This is a genomic window from Micromonospora sp. NBRC 110037 (assembly GCF_001652995.1).
Classification (GTDB): Bacteria; Actinomycetota; Actinomycetes; order Mycobacteriales; family Micromonosporaceae; genus Micromonospora; species Micromonospora chalcea.
Window position 1 is genome coordinate 161,579 of the sequence record NZ_BBVA01000010.1, and the last position, 22,311, is coordinate 183,889.

26 protein-coding genes are annotated in these 22,311 nt (G+C 72.5%); 19 read left to right on the forward strand and 7 right to left on the reverse strand.

Annotated elements, in window-relative coordinates:
• Positions 1 to 270 precede the first annotated feature (270 nt).
• The 3 genes from A4R25_RS26130 to A4R25_RS26140 all read right to left on the reverse strand — a co-directional run bounded on the left by A4R25_RS26130 (position 271) and on the right by A4R25_RS26140 (position 2,758).
• Entirely contained in the window at positions 271 to 1,029 is a 759-nt protein-coding gene (locus tag A4R25_RS26130; protein ID WP_064448418.1) for a VOC family protein, read from the reverse strand.
• 94 nt (positions 1,030 to 1,123) lie between these two features.
• The gene (locus A4R25_RS26135; protein ID WP_043327358.1) at positions 1,124 to 1,861 is read right to left on the reverse strand and encodes an ABC transporter permease; all 738 of its coding nucleotides are present in this window, start codon (positions 1,859 to 1,861) and stop codon (positions 1,124 to 1,126) included.
• A 9-nt stretch (positions 1,862 to 1,870) separates the two neighbouring features.
• Positions 1,871 to 2,758 (reverse strand): ABC transporter ATP-binding protein, encoded by an 888-nt coding sequence (locus tag A4R25_RS26140; RefSeq protein ID WP_064448419.1) that lies wholly within the window; start codon positions 2,756 to 2,758, stop codon positions 1,871 to 1,873.
• A 154-nt stretch (positions 2,759 to 2,912) separates the two neighbouring features.
• Between A4R25_RS26140 and A4R25_RS26145 the strand changes: the two genes are divergently transcribed.
• Genes A4R25_RS26145 through A4R25_RS26160 form a run of 4 tightly spaced genes read left to right on the forward strand, consistent with a single transcriptional unit; the run spans position 2,913 to position 5,136 of the window.
• Entirely contained in the window at positions 2,913 to 3,233 is a 321-nt protein-coding gene (locus tag A4R25_RS26145) for a type VII secretion target (RefSeq protein WP_064448420.1), read from the forward strand.
• Positions 3,234 to 3,242: 9 nt separating this feature from the next.
• Positions 3,243 to 4,169 carry a WXG100 family type VII secretion target gene (locus A4R25_RS26150; protein WP_043327351.1) on the forward strand — a complete coding sequence of 309 codons (927 nt, stop codon included), beginning with the start codon at positions 3,243 to 3,245 and terminating at the stop codon, positions 4,167 to 4,169.
• A gap of 9 nt (positions 4,170 to 4,178) precedes the next feature.
• The gene (locus A4R25_RS26155; RefSeq protein WP_043327350.1) at positions 4,179 to 4,532 is read left to right on the forward strand and encodes a YbaB/EbfC family nucleoid-associated protein; all 354 of its coding nucleotides are present in this window, start codon (positions 4,179 to 4,181) and stop codon (positions 4,530 to 4,532) included.
• A gap of 4 nt (positions 4,533 to 4,536) precedes the next feature.
• Positions 4,537 to 5,136, forward strand: a complete 600-nt coding sequence (locus A4R25_RS26160) for a hypothetical protein (RefSeq protein ID WP_064448421.1) — start codon at positions 4,537 to 4,539, stop codon at positions 5,134 to 5,136.
• A 55-nt stretch (positions 5,137 to 5,191) separates the two neighbouring features.
• Here the strand turns inward: A4R25_RS26160 and A4R25_RS26165 are convergent, their stop codons facing one another.
• On the reverse strand, positions 5,192 to 7,255 hold the full coding sequence (locus A4R25_RS26165; RefSeq protein WP_064448422.1) for an AAA family ATPase: 2,064 nt from the start codon (positions 7,253 to 7,255) through the stop codon (positions 5,192 to 5,194).
• Between the two features lie 236 nt (positions 7,256 to 7,491).
• Here A4R25_RS26165 and A4R25_RS26170 point away from each other — a divergent pair, with 236 nt between their 5' ends.
• The 5 genes from A4R25_RS26170 (at position 7,492) to A4R25_RS26190 (ending at position 11,067) form a co-directional block, all read left to right on the forward strand.
• Entirely contained in the window at positions 7,492 to 7,845 is a 354-nt protein-coding gene (locus tag A4R25_RS26170; protein ID WP_043330725.1) for a type II toxin-antitoxin system RelE/ParE family toxin, read from the forward strand.
• Positions 7,842 to 8,162, forward strand: a complete 321-nt coding sequence (locus tag A4R25_RS26175) for a helix-turn-helix transcriptional regulator (protein ID WP_043327344.1) — start codon at positions 7,842 to 7,844, stop codon at positions 8,160 to 8,162. The genes A4R25_RS26170 and A4R25_RS26175 overlap by 4 nt, the downstream gene beginning before the upstream one ends.
• A 55-nt stretch (positions 8,163 to 8,217) precedes the next feature.
• The gene (locus A4R25_RS26180; RefSeq protein WP_043327342.1) at positions 8,218 to 8,799 is read left to right on the forward strand and encodes a helix-turn-helix transcriptional regulator; all 582 of its coding nucleotides are present in this window, start codon (positions 8,218 to 8,220) and stop codon (positions 8,797 to 8,799) included.
• 40 nt (positions 8,800 to 8,839) lie between these two features.
• Positions 8,840 to 10,081, forward strand: a complete 1,242-nt coding sequence (locus A4R25_RS26185; RefSeq protein WP_064448423.1) for an MFS transporter — start codon at positions 8,840 to 8,842, stop codon at positions 10,079 to 10,081.
• A 134-nt stretch (positions 10,082 to 10,215) separates the two neighbouring features.
• Positions 10,216 to 11,067, forward strand: a complete 852-nt coding sequence (locus A4R25_RS26190) for a menaquinone biosynthetic enzyme MqnA/MqnD family protein (RefSeq protein WP_030500756.1) — start codon at positions 10,216 to 10,218, stop codon at positions 11,065 to 11,067.
• A gap of 44 nt (positions 11,068 to 11,111) precedes the next feature.
• Here the strand turns inward: A4R25_RS26190 and A4R25_RS26195 are convergent, their stop codons facing one another.
• Positions 11,112 to 12,047 carry a hypothetical protein gene (locus A4R25_RS26195; protein ID WP_043327337.1) on the reverse strand — a complete coding sequence of 312 codons (936 nt, stop codon included), beginning with the start codon at positions 12,045 to 12,047 and terminating at the stop codon, positions 11,112 to 11,114.
• Complete coding sequence (locus A4R25_RS26200) at positions 12,047 to 13,027, reverse strand: hypothetical protein (protein ID WP_064448424.1); 981 nt, start codon at positions 13,025 to 13,027, stop codon at positions 12,047 to 12,049. Before A4R25_RS26200 ends, A4R25_RS26195 begins: the two co-directional genes overlap by 1 nt.
• Before the next feature lie 366 nt (positions 13,028 to 13,393).
• On the opposite strand from A4R25_RS26200, the gene paaA reads away from it, so the two are divergent.
• The 5 genes from paaA to paaE are packed head-to-tail and all read left to right on the forward strand — an operon-like array spanning position 13,394 to position 17,046.
• Positions 13,394 to 14,461 carry a 1,2-phenylacetyl-CoA epoxidase subunit PaaA gene (gene paaA / locus A4R25_RS26205; RefSeq protein WP_064448425.1) on the forward strand — a complete coding sequence of 356 codons (1,068 nt, stop codon included), beginning with the start codon at positions 13,394 to 13,396 and terminating at the stop codon, positions 14,459 to 14,461.
• The gene (paaB, locus tag A4R25_RS26210; RefSeq protein ID WP_064448426.1) at positions 14,458 to 14,745 is read left to right on the forward strand and encodes a 1,2-phenylacetyl-CoA epoxidase subunit PaaB; all 288 of its coding nucleotides are present in this window, start codon (positions 14,458 to 14,460) and stop codon (positions 14,743 to 14,745) included. The genes paaA and paaB overlap by 4 nt, the downstream gene beginning before the upstream one ends.
• Positions 14,742 to 15,464: a 1,2-phenylacetyl-CoA epoxidase subunit PaaC gene (gene paaC / locus A4R25_RS26215; RefSeq protein ID WP_064448427.1), complete on the forward strand. Its 723-nt coding sequence runs from the start codon at positions 14,742 to 14,744 to the stop codon at positions 15,462 to 15,464. The genes paaB and paaC overlap by 4 nt, the downstream gene beginning before the upstream one ends.
• On the forward strand, positions 15,461 to 15,937 hold the full coding sequence (paaD, locus tag A4R25_RS26220) for a 1,2-phenylacetyl-CoA epoxidase subunit PaaD (RefSeq protein WP_064448428.1): 477 nt from the start codon (positions 15,461 to 15,463) through the stop codon (positions 15,935 to 15,937). The genes paaC and paaD overlap by 4 nt, the downstream gene beginning before the upstream one ends.
• Positions 15,934 to 17,046 (forward strand): 1,2-phenylacetyl-CoA epoxidase subunit PaaE, encoded by a 1,113-nt coding sequence (gene paaE / locus A4R25_RS26225; RefSeq protein ID WP_064448429.1) that lies wholly within the window; start codon positions 15,934 to 15,936, stop codon positions 17,044 to 17,046. Before paaD ends, paaE begins: the two co-directional genes overlap by 4 nt.
• Positions 17,047 to 17,058: 12 nt before the next feature.
• Here the strand turns inward: paaE and A4R25_RS26230 are convergent, their stop codons facing one another.
• Complete coding sequence (locus tag A4R25_RS26230) at positions 17,059 to 17,709, reverse strand: hypothetical protein (protein ID WP_231915638.1); 651 nt, start codon at positions 17,707 to 17,709, stop codon at positions 17,059 to 17,061.
• Positions 17,710 to 17,813: 104 nt separating this feature from the next.
• Here A4R25_RS26230 and A4R25_RS26235 point away from each other — a divergent pair, with 104 nt between their 5' ends.
• The 5 genes from A4R25_RS26235 (at position 17,814) to A4R25_RS26255 (ending at position 22,262) form a co-directional block, all read left to right on the forward strand.
• Positions 17,814 to 18,092 (forward strand): type II toxin-antitoxin system Phd/YefM family antitoxin, encoded by a 279-nt coding sequence (locus tag A4R25_RS26235; protein WP_013283593.1) that lies wholly within the window; start codon positions 17,814 to 17,816, stop codon positions 18,090 to 18,092.
• Entirely contained in the window at positions 18,089 to 18,499 is a 411-nt protein-coding gene (locus tag A4R25_RS26240) for a type II toxin-antitoxin system VapC family toxin (protein WP_043327321.1), read from the forward strand. The genes A4R25_RS26235 and A4R25_RS26240 overlap by 4 nt, the downstream gene beginning before the upstream one ends.
• Positions 18,500 to 18,572: 73 nt before the next feature.
• A complete protein-coding gene (gene mqnC / locus A4R25_RS26245; protein ID WP_030500766.1) occupies positions 18,573 to 19,763 on the forward strand; it encodes a cyclic dehypoxanthinyl futalosine synthase in 1,191 nt (396 codons plus the stop codon).
• A 428-nt stretch (positions 19,764 to 20,191) separates the two neighbouring features.
• Positions 20,192 to 21,451 carry a cell wall anchor protein gene (locus tag A4R25_RS26250; RefSeq protein ID WP_064448430.1) on the forward strand — a complete coding sequence of 420 codons (1,260 nt, stop codon included), beginning with the start codon at positions 20,192 to 20,194 and terminating at the stop codon, positions 21,449 to 21,451.
• Positions 21,452 to 21,551: 100 nt separating this feature from the next.
• A complete protein-coding gene (locus A4R25_RS26255) occupies positions 21,552 to 22,262 on the forward strand; it encodes a demethylmenaquinone methyltransferase (RefSeq protein ID WP_064448431.1) in 711 nt (236 codons plus the stop codon).
• Positions 22,263 to 22,311: the final 49 nt, after the last annotated feature.

The following is a 22,311-nucleotide window of genomic DNA, read 5'->3' on the forward strand; positions in this document are numbered from 1 at the left end:
CACCCGCCCCGCCTTCGCGCCGTCGATCTTGCACTTCCGGCCCCGACAAAAGGTGCGAATGTGACGCCACGAGGGCCGCAACTGCAAGATCGGCGGACGGGGTGGCGGCTTTGCCGCTGAACAGCCCACCCTCAGGGAGCGCCGTCCCGAATCCTGGGCAGGTGTTCCGATTGCCGGGAGGGCAGATAGATCTTGGTACGAACAGGCCCTCCTGGGGGCCAACCCGTACCAAGATCTCGACCGGACCCGCCTCGCGCGCGGCGGAGGGGGTCAGCGGAGGGTGGAGATGGAGAAGAGGGCGCCGGACGGGTCGCGCAGGGCGGCGCTGCGGCCGGCCGGGTTGTCGCGCGGCGGGACCAGGATGGTGCCGCCCAGCTCGGCGGCCCGCGCGGCGGTGACGTCGGCGTCCTCCACCGCGAAGTAGACGGCCCAGTACGCGGGCAGGTCCTCCGGCATCGGCTCGGCCCGGGGCAGCATCCCGGCGACGATCCGGGCGCCGCAGCGCCACCCGGTGTACGGCACCGGCCCGGCGGGACGTTCCTCCGGGTGCCAGCCGAAGACCAGCGCGTAGAACTCCTTGGCGTTCTCCGGATCGGGGGTGACCAGCTCGTTCCAGCACATCGCGCCGGGTGCGTTGAACAGTTCGGCGCCGCGCATCGCCATCGGCTGCCAGACGCTGAACACCGCGCCCGCCGGGTCGGCGAGCACCGCCATCCGGCCCTGCGTGGCGACGTCGAACGGGGAGACCACCACCTGCCCACCGGCCGCCTCCACCCGGGTCGCGACCAGGTCGGCGTCGTCGGTGGCCACGTACATCGACCAGACCGGCACCTGGTCCGGCGTGGCCGGCGGGCCGGCCCCGGCGACGGCCTTGCCGTCCTTCTGGAAGACGGTGTAGCCGCCCGCTTCCGGCTCGGGGGAGATCTGCCCGGTCCAGCCGAACAGCTCGGGGTAGAACCGTCGCGCGTCCTCCAGCCCCGGCGTGGCCAGGTCGGTCCAGCAGGGTGTGCCGGGCTCGACGCCGTTCACGGTGACCCCTCTCGCCGGGGACGGTCCCGCTGACCCGCCCTGTCGGCATCGTGGCACCGCCGGGTCGGCCACCGGGCCGGAACCGGACAAAAGGTCAGGTGAAGCGGCGTCCCTCGTCCCGCCGGTACGCCCAGCCGGCGGCCGCGGCGAGCACCAGCACCCAGACTCCCAGCATCACCAGCGACAGGGTGCCGGGCCGGAAGTCGGTGACCGCCGCCCAGATCAGTTCCACCGCGCCCCGGGTCGGCAGGTAGGGGGCGATCGCCTTGATGAAGCCGGGCGCGTCGTCCGGCCCGGAGAGCAGGCCGCCGCCGAACGCCAGCGGGAAGAAGATCACCTGCGCCACCACGATCGCCGCCTTGCTCGGCAGCGCGTAGCCGATCGCCAGGCCGAGCAGCGTGAACGGCACCGAGATCACCGCTACCGCGCCGAGCCCGAGCAGGAACTGCAGCGCGCTGACCCGGGCCTCGGTGGCCACCGCGGCGATCACCACCACCGGGATCATCGACACGTACGTCAGCACCAGCCCGGCCAGGATCCGCCCGGTGAGTCGCGGGGCCGGTCCGGTCGGCAGGGTCCGGGTGTACGGGTTCCAGGGCTGGTCGCGGTCCTCGGCGACACCCACGCCGTACTGGAAGATGTTGGCGCTCATCACCGCGAACGTCACCATGGCGGCGGTGGCGTAGGTGGCGCCGGTGGGGTCGTCGCCGGCGAACGGCACCACGAAGAAGAGCATCGCGGCCGCGGGGAAGAAGGCGCTGCCCACCACCGCCACCGGAATCCGGATGATCTCCAGGAGGTGGTAGCGGGCGTGGACGAGGGCGAGCGGCACGACTGTCTCCTAGGCGGGGGTGGGCGCGGGCCGGTCGCCGGCCGTGATGGCGAGGAACGCCTCCTCCAGCGAGGTGGGCCGGACCTCCAGGTCGCGGAACGCCACCCCGGCGGTGACCAGGTCGCGGACGAGCTGGTCGGCGTCGGTGGTGAGCAGGTGCACCCGCCCGTCGGCGCGTTCGGTGGCGACCACCCCGGGCAGCGTCGGCAGGTCGTCGGCGACCAGGCTGACCCGGCGTACGCCGACCATCCCGCGGATCGCCGTCACCGAGTCGTCGGCCAGCACCCGCCCGTGGCCGATCACCACGACGCGCTGCGCGAGCGCCTCCACCTCCTCCAGGTAGTGGCTGCTCAGCAGCACGGCGCCGCCGTCGGCGTGGAAGCCGCGGATCGCGTCCCAGAGCGCGTGCCGCGCCTCCACGTCGAGGCCGGTGGTCGGCTCGTCCAGCACCACCAGCCGGGGACGGCCGACGAACGCCAGCGCCACCGCCAGCCGGCGACGCTGGCCGCCGGAGAGGCCGCCGGTCTGCCGGCGTACCTGGTCGGCGAGGCCGAACCGGTCGAGCAGCTCGCCCCGGGGCACCGGGTCGGGGAAGTGCGCGGAGACGAAGTCGACCACCTCGCCGACCCGCAGCGTGCCGGGCAGGCCGGTCTCCTGCGGAGTGACGCCGAGCTGCCGCCGGCTCGCCGGGTCACGCGGGTCGCCGCCGCACAGCTCGACCCGGCCGCCGCTCGGGCGGCGCAGCCCGACCAGCAGGTTGATCAGGGTGCTCTTGCCGGCGCCGTTCGGGCCGAGCAGGCCGACCAGCTCCCCGGCCCGGACGGTCAGGTCGACCCGGTCCAGGGCCAGCACGTCGCCGTAGCGGCGACTGACCTGTTCGGCGCGGGCCAGGATCATCCGGGGCTCCTCGGGCGGCGGAAGGGTGCTCGTGCACTCCCTGTCTACCGTGCCGGGGCAACCGTCGCCGCCCCCTGTGGAACTGCGCACATCCCCTAGGCTGGTGGCGCCGTCGAGGACGGTGGAAGTTCCGACCGGACACTGGGGAGGGTCCGTGACCAGTCCGAGCAGGAATCTCGCGGTGCAGCCGGAGGCGTTGACGGCGTTCGCCGCCGCCTCCCGGGACCGGGCCGGCCAGTTCCGTGAGCTGCACCGGCTGTTCCGCGACGGCCACGTGGCCCGGCACGCGTTCGGCGTGATGCCCGCGTCGTTCAGTCTCGCCGCCGCGTACGAGCAGCAGTTCGAGGCGTGCCTGGCAGGGCTGGAGGACGGCGCCGAGGTGATGGCGACGATCGCCGAAGGGCTCCGCGACACCGCCGAGGCGTACACCGGCACGGACGTGGCGAACACCGACATGTTCCAGCCGGGCGCCTGAGGGGGCGGGATGAGCACCGAGGCGCTGCAGCGCAACAAGACCTACTTCGAGCAGATCGTGTCGGGCACGCCCGACCCGTTCAAGCCGCTGTCCAACGCCGTGCTGTGGCCGTTCGAGCAGCTGCTGGAACTGGTCGCCGGCGAGCCGGACGATCTGATGCGGGCGGCCCAGCTCGCGCTGACCACCGGCGACGCGGTCCGGCGGATCGCCGGCGACCAGGTCGCCGACCGGGCCCGGCTGCGCGGCGCCTGGGACGGCGACGCGGCGGACAAGTTCCACGCCTCGATGGAGTCGATCGAGGAGGCGATGGAGGAACTGGCCAAGGGGCTGGACGGCACCAAGGAGGTGCTGGTCGACGCCGCCAATGCCGCTGTCGACGCGTTCAACCTGCTGGTCGAGCTGATCCTGGAGTTCCTGCTCTGGTTCCTGACCGAGGTCATCATCGCCGCGGTGGCGGCAGTGCTGAGCGCCGGGGTGAGCCTGGCCGCCACAGTGGTGCGGGTGCTGGCCCGGCTCGCCACCACCGTCGGCCGCATGGTCAAGATCGTGGCGCGGTTCGCGGAGATCCTCACGAAGCTCGCCACCAAGCTCCAGAAGGTCGCCGAGCTGCTCATGCGCTACCGCCAGGTGGTGCTGGAGCTCCGCAAGGCCAAGAAGGCGTACGGCGCGTTCAGTAAGGCCGGCTACACCAGGGAGGCGGTGCTGTTCAAGGCCAAACGCGCCGCCATCCTGTTCCCGGGCAAGTTCGCCATCAACCAGGCGTCACCGGTGAACATCCCCGGTATCGGCGGCGCCCTGCTCGACACCGGCATGGGGCTGCACGACATCTCCGACGGGCGCAAGGACCGCAACTACCTGGTGGACGGCACGTACCGCGAGGATCTCGGCCCGTACACAAAGGGCGTGCAGAACGTGTTCGACTCGATCGTGAACTGAGAGGCACCCATGACGTTCCCGGCCCTGGACCGGATCGAGGCGCTGGCCCGCAACCTGGACGGGTGGCAGCGCGAACTCGGCGCGCGGATGGCCGAGCTGGAGCAGAGCAGCGCCCAGGGGGTCAGCGACTCCGGCCTGGTCACCGTGGTGGCCGCCGCCGACGGCAAGATCCTCTCCACCGACATCAACGCGCGGGCCATGCGGTTCGACTCGTACACGCTGGCCGAGGAGATCACCGCCGCGGCGAACCGGGCGCAGGAGGCCGCCGCCGCCCGGGTACGCGAGATCGTCGGCGAGGTGATGGGCAACGCCCCGGCGGCGGAGCGCCGTACCGACGACGGCTACGGCGACGGCCGATACTGAGCCGATGGACGAGACCAGATACCGCGACCCGATCGACCGGCTCGTCGAGCCCGGCGAGCGCGTGCTGGCCCACGCCAAGGCCGACGTCGGCCAGGGCCTCGCCCCGGCGCCGCCGCCCGAACCGGAGTCCACTGCCGAGCCGGGTCGGCGGACGGTCGGCTCGGTGCTGCTGAACGTCCTCCTGCCGCTCGCCACCTGGGACCGCGGTGACCGGCTGGTCGACGCGATCGGCTGGGGGATCGCCGGCCGTGGCCAACCGGGCTCGGCCGCCTCCCGCCTGCACCGCGCGCTCCGCCCGGCCCGGCCCGACCTCCAGGTCCGGGAGACGCTGCTCGCGGTCACCGACCGGCGGCTGCTGGTCTGCCGTACCGGCGGGGTCAAGCTGCTGGCCGGGCGCGAGGCCGAGGAACGCGCGCTGGCCGAGACGTCGGTGGCGTGGTCGGCCGCGCGTGCGGAGGTCGCCTCGGCCCGGGTCGGGTGGCACCGGCTCAACCCGAAGCGGCTGCGGATCGACTTCACCGACGGTTCCTGGCTGTCGTTCACCGTGCCGATCGCCGACTCCGGCCGGCCGCTGCGCGAGGTCGCCGCCGCGCTGAGCGCCTGACCGGGCCCGCTCGCCGGGCCGCGACCAGGGGCCGGGCCGCAGCAGCCCGCCCAGGTCAGGTGGCCAGCGGCGCGGGCAGCGGCTCGCGGTGCAGCACGGCCAGGCGGGAGACCGCCCGGGTCAGCACCACGTAGAGGCGGTGCAGCCCACGCGGCTCGGCGGCCACGATCGCGGCCGGCTCGACGACCACCACGTGGTCGTACTCCAGGCCCTTGACCAGCGTCGCCGGGACCACTGTGACGCGCGCCGCGGCCTCGACGTCGTCGGCCGTCGCGGTTGCGACGCCCGCGTCGGCGAGCGCCGCGCGCAGCCGGTCCACCGCGTCGTCCGCGGCGATCACACCGACCGAGCCGTCGTGCGCGAGCGCCGCCCGCACCTCGGCCACCGTCGCGGCCGTCAGGTCCTCGGCGGTACGCACATCCAGCGCGCCGTCGTGGCGAAGCGAGCGGGCCGGGGGTACGTCGACGGCGAGCGCCGGCAGCAACCGGTTCGCGAACGCCACCACTGCCGCCGGCACCCGGAAGCCCACGCTCAGCGGCACCACAGCGGCGTCCGGCTTGCCCAGGTGGGCCAGCGACTCCCGCCAGTCAGTCGCGGCCCACGGCGCGGTGCCCTGGGCGAGGTCGCCGAGAAGCGTGATCGAGCCGTGCTCGCTGCGCCGGGCGATGGCGCGGCACTGCATCGGGGAGAGGTCCTGCGCCTCGTCCACCACCACGTGCCCGAAGCCGGCGGGCCGTTCCAGCAGCCCGGCCACCTCGTCGATGAGCACCGCGTCGGCGGCGGTCCACCGGGTCGCCTTCGCGGTGCGCGCGGGCTTGCCGGACCGGAACAGCTCCTGCTCCTCGGGCGTGAGCAGGCCGTCCGCGGCGGCGGCGAGCGCGTCGGCGTCGGTGCGCAGCCGGTGCAGCAGCCCGTCCGGGGTGAGCGCCGGCCAGACCGCGTCGAGCAGGTCGGTGACCGGCTTGATCCGGCTCATCCGCCGCAGCCAGGCGTCGCTCGGCGACTCCGCCCGGCGCGCCTCCGCCTGGCGTTGCAGCAGTCCCACCACCCGCGCCCGGACCCGTTCCCGGCCGGTGGCGTAGGGCAGCCCTTCCTGGCGCGTCTCGGTGACCAGCCGGTGCAGCGGGTCGAGCCCGATCCGCCACCGGTACGAGCCGTCCGACACCATGATCGGCTCGGTGGGCGTACCGATGTGGGCCTCGACGGCCCGGCGCAGCACCTCGGCCATCCGGACGTCGTGCTTGAGCGCGGCGGCGGCCGGATCGTCGACCGCGCGGACCGGGACCCGCGCGACCAGGTCCTCCACGGTGGCCTGCTCGACCTCGACCTCACCGAGCGCGGGGAGCACCGCCGCGATGTACGACAGGAACGCCCGGTTCGGCCCGACGATCAGCACTCCCGAGCGGCGCAGTCGTTCCCGGTGCAGGTAGAGCAGGTACGCGGCGCGGTGCAGCCCGACCGCTGTCTTCCCGGTGCCGGGCGCGCCCTGCACGCAGATCGAGTCGGCCAGGTCGGCCCGGACCAGTTCGTCCTGCTCCGGCTGGATGGTGGCGACGATGTCGCGCATCGGGCCGACGCGGGGGCGCTCGATCTCGGCGGTGAGGATGCGGCTGGCGGTGCCGAGTTCCTCGCCCCGGTCCAGGTGCTCGTCCTCGAAGCTGGTCAGCACGCCCGCGCTGAACCCGAACCGGCGGCGTACGGCGACGCCCTGCGGGTCACGCGCGCTGGCCCGGTAGAACGACCGGGACACCGGGGCCCGCCAGTCCAGCACCAGCGGCTCGCCCAGCTCGTCGGTGACGTGCCGCCGCCCGACGTGGTAGTCCCGCCCGGCGTGGTCCGGGTCCGTCTCCCCGAAGTCGAGGCGGCCGAAGAACAGCGGCGTGGTCGGGTCGTCGGCCAGCTCCTTGACCCGCCGGGCCATGTGCCGGCCGAGCTGCTCGGCGGTGTACGAGTCACCGGCCACCTTGTCGCCGGTGGCGAAGAGCGCCTCGGCGCGTTCCCGCATCCGTTTCAGCGCGGCTCGGGAGGCGTCGAGGTGGGCGCGCTCGGCGGCGAGTTCGGCGTCGAGGTCGGGCGTGGCGTCACGTTCGGGCGTGGTGTCAAGTTCGGTTGCGGGCACTGTGAACTCCGATGGCTCAACTGAGGCTCGCTCGCGTGTCCGGGGCGGTTGGCCTGCTCCCGGCGCGGGGACGTCCGCTGCGGTGCATGTTCACCGCGGCCGTCGGGCGGCCATCCACGCTACGGCCATCCAGCCGCCCGCACCACCGATTTTTCCTGCCGAGCGTGTCACTCGACCGACCCGGCTCTTAATAATATTCTTAAGTTCGGGGGTGAGAAGTGGAGTGGGAGATTCTGATGACCGGGCAGGTCGAGGACTTCCTCGATGAGCTCTACGCTGCCGACCGTGAGTCGCACCGCCTGGTGAACCAGGCAATCCTGGTGCTGGAACGCAACGGTCCCATCGAGGGGCGCCCGCTGGTCGACAGCATCACCGCATCTCGCCTCAGTAACCTCAAGGAGCTGCGGCCTCCCTCTGCCGGGCGCACCGAGATCAGGATTCTCTTCGTCTTCGACCCGTGGCGCTCCGCGGTTCTGCTGGTCGCCGGCGACAAGTCGGGGCAGTGGACGCGCTGGTACCGGGATGCCATTCCGGAGGCGGAGCAGCTCTACGACACCTACCTCAAGGAGCGGCAGGAGGAGATTCGATGAGCGGCGTCAAGCGGTGGCGTGACACCTCGCACCTGGGCCGGGCGGTGGAGACCGCCGGTGGTGTGCAGGCATTCGAGGCCGCGATCGGTGGCATGCTCGACGAGGCCCGCGGGTGGCGTCTCGCGGAGCTGCGCAAGCGGCGCGAGATGACTCAGGAGCAGGTCGCGTTGAGGATGGGTGTGTCGGTCGCGCGGGTGTCGCAGATCGAGGCGGGCAGTGTCGCGACCCAGGACGTGCTCGCGCGGTACATCGCCGCTCTCGGCGGCACGCTCAAGCTGATCGCCGATTTCGGCGACGAGCAGCTCAAGGTCGCCTGAGTCGACGGGCTCCACCCTGCGTGTCCAGGTGTCGGCGGCGCGGGATCATTGGGGCATGACCGAGGCGCGGCCCGAGCAGCGCCGGGTGACGATCAGCGACCCGCAGGTGATGCGGGCGCTGGCTCACCCGGCCCGTATGGCGATCATGGAACATCTCGGCACGCTGGAGGGCGGTGCGACGGCCACCGAGTGCGCCGAGATCGCCGGGCTGTCGCCGAGCGCGACCAGCTACCACCTGCGTGAGCTGGCGAAGTTCGGGCTGATCCGGCAGGCGCCCGGCCGGGGGGACGCGCGGGAGCGGGTGTGGCAGGCGGTGAATCCGTCGTTCCACGTCGAGGTGGGGCCGGATGCCGAACCGGAGGCACGCGCCGCCGAGGCGGCCCTGGTCGAGGCGCACATGGTCCGCGACGCCCAGCGGGTCCGGGACTGGTTGCGCCGCGCGCCGGACGAGTCGCCGGAGTGGTACGCGGCGACCTGGTTCAGCGACAGCGTGCTGCTGGTGACCGCCGAGGAGTTGAGCGAGTTGAACCAGGCGATCCAGGCGCTGATGGAGCCGTACCGGCGGCGGCATCGGGCCGATCCACCCGCCGGGGTCCGTGCGGTGGCGGCGCAGTACCGGGCGATGCCCATCGACTGAGGGGTTGTGCGCACCAGGTGTGAAGGATTATTTTCGAAGTATGTCCTTCACACCTGGCCCCTCGTGCTGGCCGGACGTCTGGCTCGCGGCCACCGCGCGTGGCATCTCCAGCTGCGGGAACTTCCTGGTCACCAGCGCCCTCACGCTCGCGCTCCAGTCCGCCGGGGCCGGTGGGCTCGCCGTCTCCGGGCTGCTGCTCGCCGCGACGCTGCCGCTGGTCGCGCTCGCGCCGCTGACCGGTCGTCTCGCCGACCGGGTGGACAGCCGGGTGCTGCTGATCGCGACCGGGCTCGGTCAGGGGGCGACCTGCCTGGCGCTCGCCTACGCACCGGGTCCGGTGCTGGTGATCGCGCTGGTGGCACTTCTGGCCACCGGCCTCGCGGTCTCCCAGCCGGTGATCTCCGCGCTGGTGCCGGTGATGGTGCGGCCGGAGGACCTGCCCCGGGCCGGCGCGCTCAACCAGACCGCCGGCACACTCGGCGCGCTCGCCGGACCGGCGCTGGCCGGGCTCCTGGTCGGCCAGTTCGGCACCCGGGTACCGCTGCTCCTCGGCGCGCTCAGCTATCTCTCCCTGGTGGCGGCCGGGCTGCTCGTCCGTACCCGAAGGGGTGGCCGCCGGGTGACCGTCGGCGCCGCCGCGGCGGTCGCGCCCCCGTGGCGGTTCCGGCGCGACCCGCTGCTGACGGTGATGGTCGGCAGCGTGGCCGCGGTGATCGGCGCGGTCGGGGCGGTGAACGTGATCGAGGTCTTCTTCATCCGGGAGACGCTCGGCAGCAGCGCCACCGTGTACGGGCTGGTCACCGGCTCGTGGACGCTCGGCATCGTGCTCGGCGCGTGGCTGTTCGCCCGGGTCGCCCGCCGGCTCGCCGACGACGGCGCGCTGCTCGGCGCCGGGCTGGTGCTGCTCGGCGGATGCTGCCTGGCGGTGCTCGTGTCGGCGGCGGTGCCCTCGGCGTGGCTGCTCGTGCCGATCTGGTTGCTGGGCGGGGTCGGTAACGGCGGCGACAACGTCTTCAACAACCTCCTGCTGGCCCGGCGGGTGCCGGAGGCGACCCGGGGCCGGGCGTTCGCGGTCTTCGGCGCGGCGGCACAGGGCGCCGCGATGGGCGGCTACCTGGTCGGGGGCCTGCTGCTGGAGGTGGCCGGCCCGCGCACGCTGATCGCCGGCTGCGGCGTGGCCGGCCTGCTGGTGGTGGCGGCGCTGGCCGGGCCGGTCCGCCGGGCGGTACGCGCCGAGCGCGCCGTCGTCCCCGCCGCAGCCGTGGCGGCGGAGGCCGCGTGAGCTGGTGTTAAGAAGGGCCCCTTCCGCTACCGGAGGCGTTAACAAGGGGCCCTTCCTTACCGCCGGGTGCGGGGTTCACCACTCCATCGGATCCCCCGGCGGCGGGGGAGAGGCCGCGGCGATACGGTCGGGTCATGGCCGATCGCATCGCCCGCCCCCGGGTGGGGCACATCCAGTTCCTCAACTGCCTGCCCATCTACTGGGGGCTGATGCGGTCCGGCGCGCTCATCGACGTCGACCTGCACAAGGACTCGCCGGACCGGCTCAGCGCCGACCTGGTCGCCGGTGACCTCGACATCGGCCCGATCACGCTCGTGGAGTTCCTCAAGCACGCCGACGACCTGCTGCTCCTGCCCGACCTGGCGGTCGGCAGCGACGGGCCGGTGCTCTCGGTGAACATGGTGTCCACCCGCCCGCTGGGCGAGCTGGACGGCGCCCGGGTCGCGCTCGGCTCGACGTCGCGTACCGGGGTGCTGCTGGCCCAGCTGCTGCTCGCCGAGCGGCACGGGGTGCGGCCGGAGTACTTCCGCTGCCCGCCGGACCTGACCCAGATGCTGCTGGAGGCCGACGCCGGGGTGCTGATCGGCGACGTGGCGCTGCGCGCGCTGTACGAGGCGCCCGCCAAGGGCCTCGAGGTGACCGACCTGGGTCAGGCGTGGCACGACTGGACCGGGCTGCCGATGGTCTTCGCCGTCTGGGCGGTACGCCGTGACTTCGCCGCCGCCCACCCCGGCCTGGTCAAGGAGGTGCACGAGGCGTTCCTGCGCTCGCGTGACCTGTGCCTGGCCGAGCTGGACCAGGTGGCGGAGGCGGCGGCCCGCTGGGAGACGTTCGACGCGGACACGCTCGCCACGTACTTCCGGGCGCTGGACTTCTCGCTCGGTGAGCGGCAGGTGGCCGGGCTGCGCGAGTTCGCCCGCCGGGCGGCCGCGTACGGGGAGGTGCCGGCGCTGCCGGCCGACGGTCCGGAGTTCTTCCAGGGCTGAGCGTGCGGCCCGGCTGCCGACCCCGCGGTAGGCGGCCGGGCGGATCAGGTCGCCGGTCGCAGCAGCGCCTTGGTGATCCGTTCGCAGGCGTCCATGCCGTACTCCCAGCCGCCCTCGACACCGAACGGGCTGCGGACCATCACGCCCATCGTCCACGTGTCGCCGATGGCGAGGCAGTTGACGTGGTACTCCTTTTCCTTGTCCCGGTCGATCCACCCGTTCTTGATGGCGATCTTCTTCTGCTGGGCGGCCGGGAACGCCTTGCGGATGCCGAAGTCACCGGGGGCGCGTACCTGGCGCATCTCGTTGAGCAGCCACTTGGTCCACTTCGGCCCCGCCGCGCGGCCGTCGTCGATGCAGAGCCCGAGCCGGGCGGTGTCCCGGGGGGACAGCTCGGTGCGGCTCCAGCCGCCGTCGTCGGCGACCGCGCTGTCGGTGAGCTTGCAGATCGAGATGAGCCGCTCGATCGAGTCGGAACCGCCCACGCTCTCGTAGAACTCCTGGGCGCGGGTGTTGTCGCTGTCGCGAATGATCTTCGTGGCGTCGGCCAGCTTCGCCTCGCTCGGCGTCCTGCCGTCCTCGGCGCGCAGGCGCAGGTAGTCAGCCACCACCCAGGACTTGATCAGCGAAGCGGTAGTGCTGGTCTCGTCCATGTTCGCCGATCCGATGATCTTTCCGGTGCGCTTGTCCAGCACGGACCAGGCGTACCAGCCCTTGATCTTCAGGCTGTCCAGGTTCTTCTCCTGGAACGGCAGCGGGGTGAGCGCCGGTGAGGGGGCGACGCGCGGCGCGTTGCGGTCGACCGGTTGCCGGGCGGACCGCTCGTTGGTCGGCTCGGGGTGCGAGCTTGCGGTGGCCTCCAGCGGCGAGCCGGGGATCACCCGCAGGGAGAGGCCGAGCAGTCCGAGGAGAACCACTGCCAGGGCGCTGAACGCCAGCGGGCGGCGATGGCTGCCGGGTCGACGCCGGGCGCCGGCCATCAGAGCTTCCCGGCCGGCTGTTGCGGCACCTTGAGCGCGGCGCCGGGCTGCGGCGTCACGAGCTGGGTGGCGACGCTGGCGCACATCTTCGCGCCGTACGACAGGCCGGCCCTGGCCGGGTAGCGCATCATGACCGAGAGACTCCACTTGTCGGTGAACGCCAAGCAGCTGACGTGCCAGTTGCCGTCGTAGGCGAGCCGCGTCCAGCCGTTCTTCATGTGCACCGGGCCCTGCGCCTTGATCGTCGCGGGCAGGCCGTCGATGATGCCCCACCGGCCGCCGCCGGAGCGCTCCTCCTGCTGCTTGACGCTGCCGGCCACCTTGGTCATCTCGCTGAGCAGCCACTTCGTCCACTTGGGCCCGGCGGCGCGGCCGTCGGCGATGCAGTCGCCGAGGCGAACGGCGTCCCGGGGGGACATCTCGGTGAAGCTCCACCAGCCCTCGTAGTCGGGCACGTCGCCGGGCCTGGTGTCGGTCAGGCCGCAGATCCGGATCGCGCGCGCGATGACCGGGTCCGGCTTGCCGCCCGGCTGCGGCTTGTAGGAGCCGCCGGCCGCCCGGTAGACCCGGTTGGCGCCGTCGTCGTCGCTGTCCCGGATCGCCAGGATCGCCGCCTTCTTCAGGTCGTCGCTCGGCTCCTTCTCGCCGAGCTGGCGCAGGTAGTCCGCGACGATCCAGGCTTTGAGCATCGACTCGGTGGAGCTGGTCTGGTTCATGTTCTTCGCGCCGGTGACGGTGCCCGTCTCGCGGTCCATCAGTGCCCAGGAGAAGAACTCGCCCTCGAACTTCACCGAGACCGGCGCGTCGGCGAGCGTCGGCGGTGCGGGGGCGGTCGGGCTCGGCGCCGGGACCTGTCCACCGCCGCCGATGCCGCCCTCGCCGCTGCCGCCGGCGAACTTGGCGTACGCGGCGGGCACCAGCATGACGCCACCGACGAGGACCGCCACGATGGCGAGCACCATGGTCACGCGAGGTCGCATGAGTGGTGAACTCCAGATGTATGGCCGGGGGGACCGGCGCTTCCGCAGGTTTCGCTCCGGTCGCCACAAGGCCGGGGGACGTTGGCCTGAACGGTGACGATCTTGGAGCCGAACGGCTTGCCGGGGGAAGTCTACTTCCGGACTGTCGATATGCCAGGTCTCGACACCCGCCGACTTGGTGGGAAGGGCGGGTTATTGACGTGCTTTGCCAGCCTTGGGAGGTTTCACCTTCATTGGGTGATCGACATCACAGTCACTCTCCGATTGCTGGCGATGACGGCAGGCGCTTGTCCGGTCGTGGAAGGCGGCTCGCGAATGCTGTTACACCCTCTGGTGTCAATCGTGCCGAGCTGTAACACTAGCTACATGTATGGCAATGACTTCGCTCCGCCGGAGGACGCTCCGGGCGGCGGCCTGCTCGGCGAAGTGGAGGCCGCGGAGGCGGCGCTGCGCGAAGCGGCGGCGCGGGCGCGGCGCGGCGGTCCGGCGCCGGACGAGGACGTCGAGGCGTACTTCGCCGACGTCATCGACGCGGACCAGAAGATCGAGCCCCGCGACTGGATGCCCGAGGCGTACCGCAGGACGCTGATCCGGCAGATCGCGCAGCACGCGCACTCCGAGATCATCGGCATGCAGCCGGAGGGCAACTGGATCAGCCGGGCGCCGTCGCTCAAGCGCAAGGCGATCCTGCTGGCGAAGGTGCAGGACGAGGCCGGCCACGGCCTCTACCTCTACGCGGCGGCCGAGACGCTCGGGATCAGCCGCGACGAGCTGGTGGACCTGCTGCTCGACGGGCGGCAGAAGTACAGCTCGATCTTCAACTACCCGACGCTGACCTGGGCCGACGTGGGCGCGATCGGCTGGCTCGTGGACGGCGCGGCGATCGTCAACCAGGTGCCGCTGTGCCGCTGCTCCTACGGCCCGTACGCCCGGGCGATGATCCGGGTCTGCAAGGAGGAGTCGTTCCACCAGCGGCAGGGCTACGAGATCCTGCACACGCTGGCGCACGGCACCGAAGCGCAGAAGGCGATGGCTCAGGACGCGGTGGACCGCTGGTGGTACCCGTCACTTGCCATGTTCGGCCCGCCGGACGGCGACTCGACGCACAGCGCCCAGTCGATGGCCTGGAAGATCAAGCGCTTCTCCAACGACGAGCTGCGCCAGCGCTTCGTCGACATGTGCGTCGGCCAGGCGGAGGTGCTCGGCCTCACCCTGCCCGACCCGGATCTGCGCTGGAACGACGAGCGGCAGGCGTACGACTACACCCAGCCCGACTACGACGAGCTGATGCGGGTGATCAAGGGCAACGGGCCGTGCAACAGGGAGCGCATGGCGCACCGGCGCAAGGCGCACGCCGACGGCGCGTGGGTACGGGAGGCCGCCGCGGCGTACGCCGCGAAGCGGTCAGATCGAAAGGAGCCGGTGGCGGCATGAGCAGCTCGTCCTCTCCCCTCTGGGAGGTCTTCGTGCGGGCCCGCCGTGGCCTGTCGCACACCCACGTCGGCAGCCTGCACGCCCCCGACGCCGAGCTGGCCCTGCGCAACGCCCGGGACCTCTACACCCGCCGCCAGGAGGGCGTATCCATCTGGGTGGTGCCGGCGAGCGCGATCACCGCGTCCAGCCCGGACGAGAAGGACTCGTTCTTCGACCCGGCCGCCGACAAGGTCTACCGGCACCCCACCTTCTACGAGGTCCCCGAAGGGGCGGCGCACCTATGAGCCGGTTCGACTTCACGCTCGCCATCGGCGACGACGCGCTCATCGCGGCGCAGCGCCTCGGTGAGTGGACCTCCCGCGCGCCGGAGATGGAAGAGGACATCGCGCTCGCGAACATCGCCCTCGACCAGCTCGGCGCGGCGCGGCTGCTGCTCACGTACGCGGGCGAGCTGGAGGGCGCCGGCCGCGACGAGGACGACCTGGCCTACCTGCGCGACGACCGCGAGTTCCGCAACTGCCTGCTGGTCGAGCTGCCCAACGGCGACTTCGGCGTGACCATGGCGAAGCTGTTCTTCCTGGCCGCGTACCAGGTGCCGCTCTACACGGCGCTGGCCGGCTGTGCGGACGAACGGCTCGCGGCGGTCGGCGCGAAGGCGCGCAAGGAGTCGGCGTACCACCTGGACCACGCGGCGCTGTGGGTGAAGCGGCTCGGCGACGGCACGGAGGAGTCGCACCGACGCATGCAGGACGCGGTCGACGAGGTGTGGCCGTACGTCCACGAGCTGTTCAACCCGGATCCGGCGGCGCCGGTCGACCCGTCCACCCTTCGGGCCGACTTCGACGCCACCGTGTCCGCCGTGCTGGACGAGGCGACGCTCACCCGCCCGGAGACGGGCTGGACGCCCGGTGGTGGCCGGGACGGCCTGCACACCGAGCACCTCTCGTACCTGCTCGCCGAGATGCAGGTGCTGCACCGCGCCCACCCCGGAGCGAGCTGGTGACAAGCGCGAGGAACGCCGCGGCGGCGGTGGTGGACCCGGAGATCCGGGTCATCACCATCGACGAGCTGGGCATCCTGCGCGCTGTCGACGAGGAGCCCGGCACCGGCCGGGTCGTCGTCACGATCACCCCCACCTACACCGGCTGCCCGGCCATGGACGTGATCCGGGCGGACATCCGCCGGGCGCTGGCCGCTGCCGGGCATCCGGACGCCGAGGTCCGCACGGTCTACCACCCGGCGTGGAGCACCGACTGGATCTCCGACGCCGGGCGGGCCAAGCTCGCCGCCGCCGGCATCGCCCCGCCCGCGCCGCGCGGCGACGACACGGTGGTGCCGCTGACGCTGGCCGTACGCTGCCCGCGCTGCGGGTCGCCGGAGACCACCCAGATCAGCCGCTTCGGCTCGACCGCGTGCAAGGCGCTGTGGCGCTGCCGCTCCTGTTCCGAACCCTTCGACCACCTGAAGGCGCTGTGACTGTCACCATCACGCGGCCGGTTCGCCGCCGGCCGGTCTTCCACCCGCTGCCCGTGGCCGCCGTGGACCGGCTCACCGACGACTCGGTGTCGATCACGTTCGCGGTGCCGGAGGAGCTGCGCGAGACGTTCGCGTTCTCCGCCGGGCAGCACCTCACCGTCCGCCGCCCGGCCGACGCCGACGGCGGGGAGGTGCGGCGGTCGTACTCGATCTGCTCCACCCCCGACGAGCTGGCCCGGCACGGCCGGTTGCGGGTCGGGGTGCGTGAGGTGCCGGGCGGGGCGTTCTCCGCGTACGCCTGCGGCGCGCTGCGTGGCGGCGACACCGTCGAGGTGCTGCCGCCGCTGGGCCACTTCACCTCCGCGTTCACCCCGGACCGGGTCCGCCGGTACGGCGCGGTGGTCGCCGGTTCCGGCATCACCCCGGTCCTCGGGCTGGCCGCGACCGCGCTGGCGACCGAGCCGCGCAGCACGTTCACGCTGGTGTACGGCAACCGCACGGCGAACTCGGTGATGTTCGCCGAGGAGCTGGCGGATCTGAAGGACCGCTATCCGACCCGGCTGCACCTGGTGCACGTGCTGTCCCGGGAGATGGGCGAGTCGGCGCTGCTGTCGGGGCGGATCGACGCCGACCGGCTGACCCGGCTGCTCGACACCGTCGTGCCGGGGGACGAGATCGATGAGTGGTTCCTCTGCGGCCCGTACGGGATGGTGGTGGACGCCAAGGCGGTGCTGGCCGGTCGTGGCGTGCCGGACGCGGCGGTGCACACCGAGCTGTTCCACGTCGACGCCCCGCCGGAGCCGGTCCGGCGTGAGGTCGAGCGGCCCGGCGCGGGCACCGACGTGACGATCGTGCTGGACGGGCGCTCGTCCAGTTTCACGATGGGCCGGGACGAGCGGGTGCTGGACGCGGCGCTGCGGGTGCGCGGCGAGCTGCCGTACGCCTGCAAGGGCGGGGTGTGCTCGACCTGCCGGGCCAAGGTGACGTCCGGCGAGGTGACGATGGCGCGCAACTACGCGCTGGAGCCGGACGAGGTGGCCGCCGGTTACGTACTGACCTGTCAGTCGAGCCCGGTCACCGACGAGCTGACCGTCGACTACGACGCCTAGCGGCGCCGCCGCTCAGATCACCACGGGCGGTGCCGTGGCGGCGCGGCCACGGGCCCGGCTGACGTGGCCGCGCCACCCGCCGACGAGCGCGAACAGGGTCCATCCCGCCGCGCCGAACACGAGCATGCCCCGCTTTCCGTCCGGGTCCACGTCCCGCGCGTCGGTCAGTTCCACCTCACCACGCGGGTCGACGAGCACAGTCAGCCGCTGGCCCACCCGGTAGCCGGGGGAACTGCCCCGGTAGACCAGCGGCTCGTCCAGCCGGCCGGCGTCGCCCTGGAGGGTGAACTCGTGCCGCTTGCCGGCCGTCTGCACGTCGGTGATGGTCACCTGCTGGGCGACGCCGCGCTCCCGGAGCACCGACTCGGGGGCGAGCTGGACGGCGCCCACCAGCACGAACAGGGCCGGCAGCACCGACAGGAGGGTCAGCCACCAGCCCCGGTGCAGCAGGCGCAGGCCGACCGCGAAGGCGAGGCAGCCGACCAGGCCGACGGAGATCGGCACCGCGATCGGGAGTCCCACGGTGAGGTGGCCGACCGCCGCGGTCACGACGATCACGGCGAGGCCGAAGCCGACGAGCACGGCGGTCATCGTGAGGGACCAGAGGGCGGAGCGGGCGCCGGCCACGCGTACGGGGGTGGGCGGGGGCGATACGACTGACACGCCGAGAGCGTAGACGGGCGACGCCAGCGCTCCGCTTCCCGCGGTGGCGCTTCGGGTCGACCACCATCCGTGACGGGTAGAACGTTACGTTCTACACTTGCCTGATGGAGCAGATCGCCGTCCGGGAGCTGAACCAGCACACCAGCCGGGTGCTGGCGCGGGTGCGCGCCGGTGAGACGGTCGAGGTGACCGATCGGGGTGAGCCGATCGCCCGCCTGGTCCCGGTGCTGGCCGGCGACGCGCTTCTCGGCCGGTTGGTGGCCGAGGGCCGGGCCACGGCCCCGACCACGACCGGCCCGGTCCCGATGCCGCCGGTGCTCGGGGATCCCACGGTGGACGCCGCGGCCGCGCTGGTCGAGGCACGCGACGAGGAGCGTTGGTGATCTACCTCGACTCGGCGGCGGTCATCAAGATGCTGCGGCGGGAGGCGGAGACGCCGGATCTGCTCGGCTGGCTGAACGAGCGCGCCGGCACCGCGCTGGTGTCGTCGGCTCTCGTCGAGGTGGAGGTGCCGCGGGCGTTGCGTCGTGCCGCTCCACAGGCGCTGGTGGGTGTCCCCTCGGTGCTGGGACGTCTTTACCGGGTCGAGATCGACGCCACGGTCCGTGCGACGGCGGGCGCGTATCCGGAGCCGATGCTGCGCAGCCTGGACGCCGTCCACCTCGCCACCGCCGAGGTCCTGGCCCGGCAGGCGGCGGCCGAGTTCGTCGCGTTCGTCACGTACGACAAGCGGCTGCTGGAGGCGGCCAGGGCGATCGGGCTGCCGGTGGCCAGTCCGGGGATGCCCTGACCGGGTGGGTCTCTCGTCACCGGGTGAGGAGTGGCGTTTCCCGCCGTCGGGCCCGCGACGTACGCTCGGGAGTGTGACGGCGAACCGGGAGATCGACGACATCCTGCAACGCGGCGCGGACGGCGGGCGCATCACGCCCGAGGAGGCGCTGCTGCTCTACACCGACGCGCCCTTCCACGCGCTGGGCGAGGCGGCCGACGCGGTACGGCGGCGCCGCTACCCGGACAACATCGTCACGTACCTGATCGACCGCAACATCAACTACACGAACGTCTGCGTGACGGCGTGCAAGTTCTGCGCGTTCTACCGGGCCCCCAAGCACAAGGAGGGCTGGACCCACCCGACCGAGGAGATCCTGCGCCGCTGCGGCGAGGCGGTCGAGTTGGGCGCCACCCAGGTCATGCTCCAGGGCGGCCACCACCCGGACTACGGCGTGGAGTACTACGAGGAGCTGTTCTCCTCGGTCAAGAAGGCGTACCCGCAGCTCGCGATCCACTCGATCGGCCCGAGCGAGATCCTGCACATGGCGAAGGTCTCCGGCGTGAGCCTGGACGAGGCCATCGCCCGGATCAAGGCCGCCGGCCTGGACTCGATCGCCGGCGCCGGCGCCGAGATGCTGCCGGACCGGCCGCGCAAGGCGATCGCGCCGCTGAAGGAGTCCGGCGCCCGCTGGCTGGAGGTCATGGAGCTGGCCCACCGGCAGGGCCTGGAGTCGACCGCCACCATGATGATGGGCACCGGCGAGACCAACGCCGAGCGCATCGAGCACCTGCGGATGATCCGCGACGTGCAGGACCGCACCGGCGGCTTCCGGGCCTTCATCCCGTGGACGTACCAGCCGGAGAACAACCACCTGAAGGGCCGCACCCAGGCGACCACGCTGGAATACCTGCGGCTGGTCGCGGTGGCCCGGCTGTTCTTCGAGACGGTGCCGCACCTGCAGGCGTCCTGGCTGACCACCGGTAAGGACGTCGGGCAGCTCGCGTTGCACATGGGCGTGGACGACCTCGGCTCGATCATGCTGGAGGAGAACGTCATCTCCTCCGCCGGGGCCCGGCACCGCTCCAACCTGCACGAGCTGATCGGCATGATCCGGTCGGCCGACCGGATCCCCGCCCAGCGGGACACGCTCTACAACCGGCTCGCGGTGCACCACACGCCCGCCGACGACCCGAGCGACGACCGCGTGGTCTCGCACTTCTCGTCGATCGCTCTGCCCGGCGGCGGGGCCGGGAAGTCGCTGCCGCTGGTCGAGGTCAACTGACCTCGTTCCCCCGTTCGGCCGGTCGGCTCCCGTCGTGCGGCCGGAGCTCCGCCCGTTTCCGGTGAAGCTTCCGCCAGGGGTCTTCACCTGCGTGATCACCGGCGGCTAGCCTGCCCGCGCGACACCACCGATCCGGGCCGCGAGCAGGCAGGTAACAGGTCGGCGGCGACCCGGGTGAGCACCGCCCGGCAAGCCGGCGACGCCATTACGCTGGCGGCGTCCGTCGGGGACCGTCGTCCTCCATCGGCCCATGAGGGCCGTTCACATAACGCACCGCGGCAGGGGCGGGATGGGTGACCATCCCGCCCCTGCCGTCTGTCGAATCGATGGGAATTCCCACCGTACGACGCTGGCGCGGCGATGCGTCGCTCCGGTACCGTCCCTTCGTTCCGTGCGTTGATCGGCACGTCCCTACCCCCGGGGGAACCATGACCTTCCGCTACCGGTCCACGCTGGCGCGCGCCGGCGTGGTGGCCCTGCTCTCCACCGCCGGCCTCGGCGCGGTCGCCGGCCCGGCGTACGCCGCCGACAAGGCCGACCTCCAGCTCATCCCGCTCAGCTACCAGCTCGCCAAGGGCGTCAGCGAAGCCAAGGCCAAGCCGTTCAAGTTCCAGGTGAACAACGCCGCCGGGACCGTCGACGCGAAGGGCGTCCGGGTCACCGTCGAGACGAAGGACCTCAAGCCCGGCAAGGTCGGCGTGCTGGCGCCGAAGGGCTGCGACATCCGCGGCACCGCCTTCTCCTGCCTGCTGGGCGACGTGCCCGCCGGGACCACCGAGGACTTCGGCATCCCGCTGTTCTCCACCGGCGGCAAGGGCGGGGCGGGCACGCTGACGGTGTCGATCAGCGCGGCCAACGGCGCCGGCGTGCTGGACACGGTCGAGCACGACATCACCGTCACCGACCCCGGCTACGACCTCACCACCTGGGTCCAGGACGTGTACGCCGACGTGGTCGTCGACGGCGACGACGCCGGTGAGGCGAACCTGCGCCCGGTCCGGCCGGGCCAGACCGCGCCGCTGGACTGGGCCGTGTTCAACGACGGAAGCGAGAACGCCACGGGCGTCGCGTACGGCATCACGCTGCCGGCCGGTGTCACCTTCGCCGAGCTGCCCGAGGGCTGCGTCGAGCAGGACCTGGGCGGCTTCGCCAACGCGTACTGCGAGGACCTGGGCGCGGTGCTCAAGCCCGGCCAGTACTACACCGCCGACGTGCGGGTGAAGGTCGGCGCGGACGTGACCGAGAAGCTGCTCCGGCCGGGCTTCGTCTGGGCCGCCGGGCTGGAGGCGGCCTCCGGCACGCCGGAGGAGCAGCCGAAGGCCGCCACCTCGGCGCAGCGTCGCGCGTTCTCCGAGGCCGACGACGGCGACAACACCGCCCAGTTCGACGTCTTCGTCGACCAGAGCCCGCAGTCGACCCCGAGCCCGACGCCGAGCGCTGAGCCGACCTCGACGCCGACCGCCCAGCCGACCCCGACCGGCAGCGTGACCGCGGTGCCGACGCCGACCTCCGGTGGTGGCGCGGGTGGCGGCACCGGCGGCGGTGGCCTGCCGGTGACCGGTATGCAGGTCGGCCTGATCGGCGGGATCGGCGCTGCGGTGGTCGCCGCCGGTGTGGCGCTGATGATGCTGTCCCGGCGCCGCAAGGTGGTGCTCGTCACGCCGGGCGAGGAGCGCACCGAGGACTGACACCGTCACCGTGGACACGGAGAGGGCGGGGTGGGCGACCACCCCGCCCTCTCGCGTACCCGGGGCGGGGCGGAAGGGGCGCGGCTGGCAGAGTGGAGGGGTGAGCCGTACCCCGCAGGGCCAGCGCGCCAGCCTGGACAAGCAGCCGCACGAGGTAGCCGCGATGTTCGACGGTGTCGCGGCCCGCTACGACCTGACCAACACCGTGCTCTCCTTCGGGCAGGACCGGTCCTGGCGGCGGGCCACCCGGGCGGCGCTCGGGTTGGCACCGGGCGAGCGGGTGCTCGACGTGGGCGCCGGCACCGGTGTCTCGACCGAGGAGCTGGCCCATTCCGGGGCGTACGCGGTCGGCGCCGACCTGTCGCTGGGCATGCTGTACGCGGGCAAGCGCACCCGCCCGTCGGTGCCGCTGCTGGCCGGGGACGCGCTCCGGCTGCCGTTCGCCGACGCCAGCTTCGACGCGGTGACCATCTCCTTCGCGTTGCGCAACGTCAACGACACCGACGCGGCGCTGCGCGAGCTGGCCCGGGTGACCCGGCCGGGCGGGCGGCTGGTGGTCTGCGAGTTCAGCACCCCGGTCAACCCGGCGTTCCGCACCGTCTACCTGTCGTACCTGATGCGGTCGTTGCCGGCCGTGGCGCGTGCGGTGTCCAGCAACCCCGACGCCTACGTCTATCTGGCGGAGTCGATCCGGGCCTGGCCGGACCAGCCGGCGCTGGCCGCGCGGATCGGCGCGGCCGGCTGGGGCCGGGTGGCGTGGCGCAACCTGACCGGGGGCGTGGTGGCCCTGCATCGGGCCGTCCGAAACTGACCGGCCGACCAGGCGCTAGCCGGTCATTTCGTGAATATCCGGTTCTGGT

What these genes read in the sequence shown, in the direction of transcription:
- A4R25_RS26155 (WP_043327350.1), top strand. Translation starts at nt 4,179, where the DNA reads ATGACGTTCCCGGCCCTGGACCGGATCGAGGCGCTGGCCCGCAACCTG.
- paaC (WP_064448427.1), top strand. Translation starts at nt 14,742, where the DNA reads ATGAGCCGGTTCGACTTCACGCTCGCCATCGGCGACGACGCGCTCATC.
- A4R25_RS26180 (WP_043327342.1), top strand. Translation starts at nt 8,218, where the DNA reads ATGACCGAGGCGCGGCCCGAGCAGCGCCGGGTGACGATCAGCGACCCG.
- A4R25_RS26195 (WP_043327337.1), bottom strand. Translation starts at nt 12,047, where the DNA reads ATGGCCGGCGCCCGGCGTCGACCCGGCAGCCATCGCCGCCCGCTGGCG.
- A4R25_RS26170 (WP_043330725.1), top strand. Translation starts at nt 7,492, where the DNA reads ATGACCGGGCAGGTCGAGGACTTCCTCGATGAGCTCTACGCTGCCGAC.
- paaA (WP_064448425.1), top strand. Translation starts at nt 13,394, where the DNA reads ATGTATGGCAATGACTTCGCTCCGCCGGAGGACGCTCCGGGCGGCGGC.
- A4R25_RS26160 (WP_064448421.1), top strand. Translation starts at nt 4,537, where the DNA reads ATGGACGAGACCAGATACCGCGACCCGATCGACCGGCTCGTCGAGCCC.
- A4R25_RS26150 (WP_043327351.1), top strand. Translation starts at nt 3,243, where the DNA reads ATGAGCACCGAGGCGCTGCAGCGCAACAAGACCTACTTCGAGCAGATC.
- A4R25_RS26235 (WP_013283593.1), top strand. Translation starts at nt 17,814, where the DNA reads ATGGAGCAGATCGCCGTCCGGGAGCTGAACCAGCACACCAGCCGGGTG.
- A4R25_RS26200 (WP_064448424.1), bottom strand. Translation starts at nt 13,027, where the DNA reads ATGCGACCTCGCGTGACCATGGTGCTCGCCATCGTGGCGGTCCTCGTC.
- paaB (WP_064448426.1), top strand. Translation starts at nt 14,458, where the DNA reads ATGAGCAGCTCGTCCTCTCCCCTCTGGGAGGTCTTCGTGCGGGCCCGC.
- A4R25_RS26175 (WP_043327344.1), top strand. Translation starts at nt 7,842, where the DNA reads ATGAGCGGCGTCAAGCGGTGGCGTGACACCTCGCACCTGGGCCGGGCG.
- A4R25_RS26190 (WP_030500756.1), top strand. Translation starts at nt 10,216, where the DNA reads ATGGCCGATCGCATCGCCCGCCCCCGGGTGGGGCACATCCAGTTCCTC.
- A4R25_RS26140 (WP_064448419.1), bottom strand. Translation starts at nt 2,758, where the DNA reads ATGATCCTGGCCCGCGCCGAACAGGTCAGTCGCCGCTACGGCGACGTG.
- A4R25_RS26250 (WP_064448430.1), top strand. Translation starts at nt 20,192, where the DNA reads ATGACCTTCCGCTACCGGTCCACGCTGGCGCGCGCCGGCGTGGTGGCC.
- A4R25_RS26185 (WP_064448423.1), top strand. Translation starts at nt 8,840, where the DNA reads ATGTCCTTCACACCTGGCCCCTCGTGCTGGCCGGACGTCTGGCTCGCG.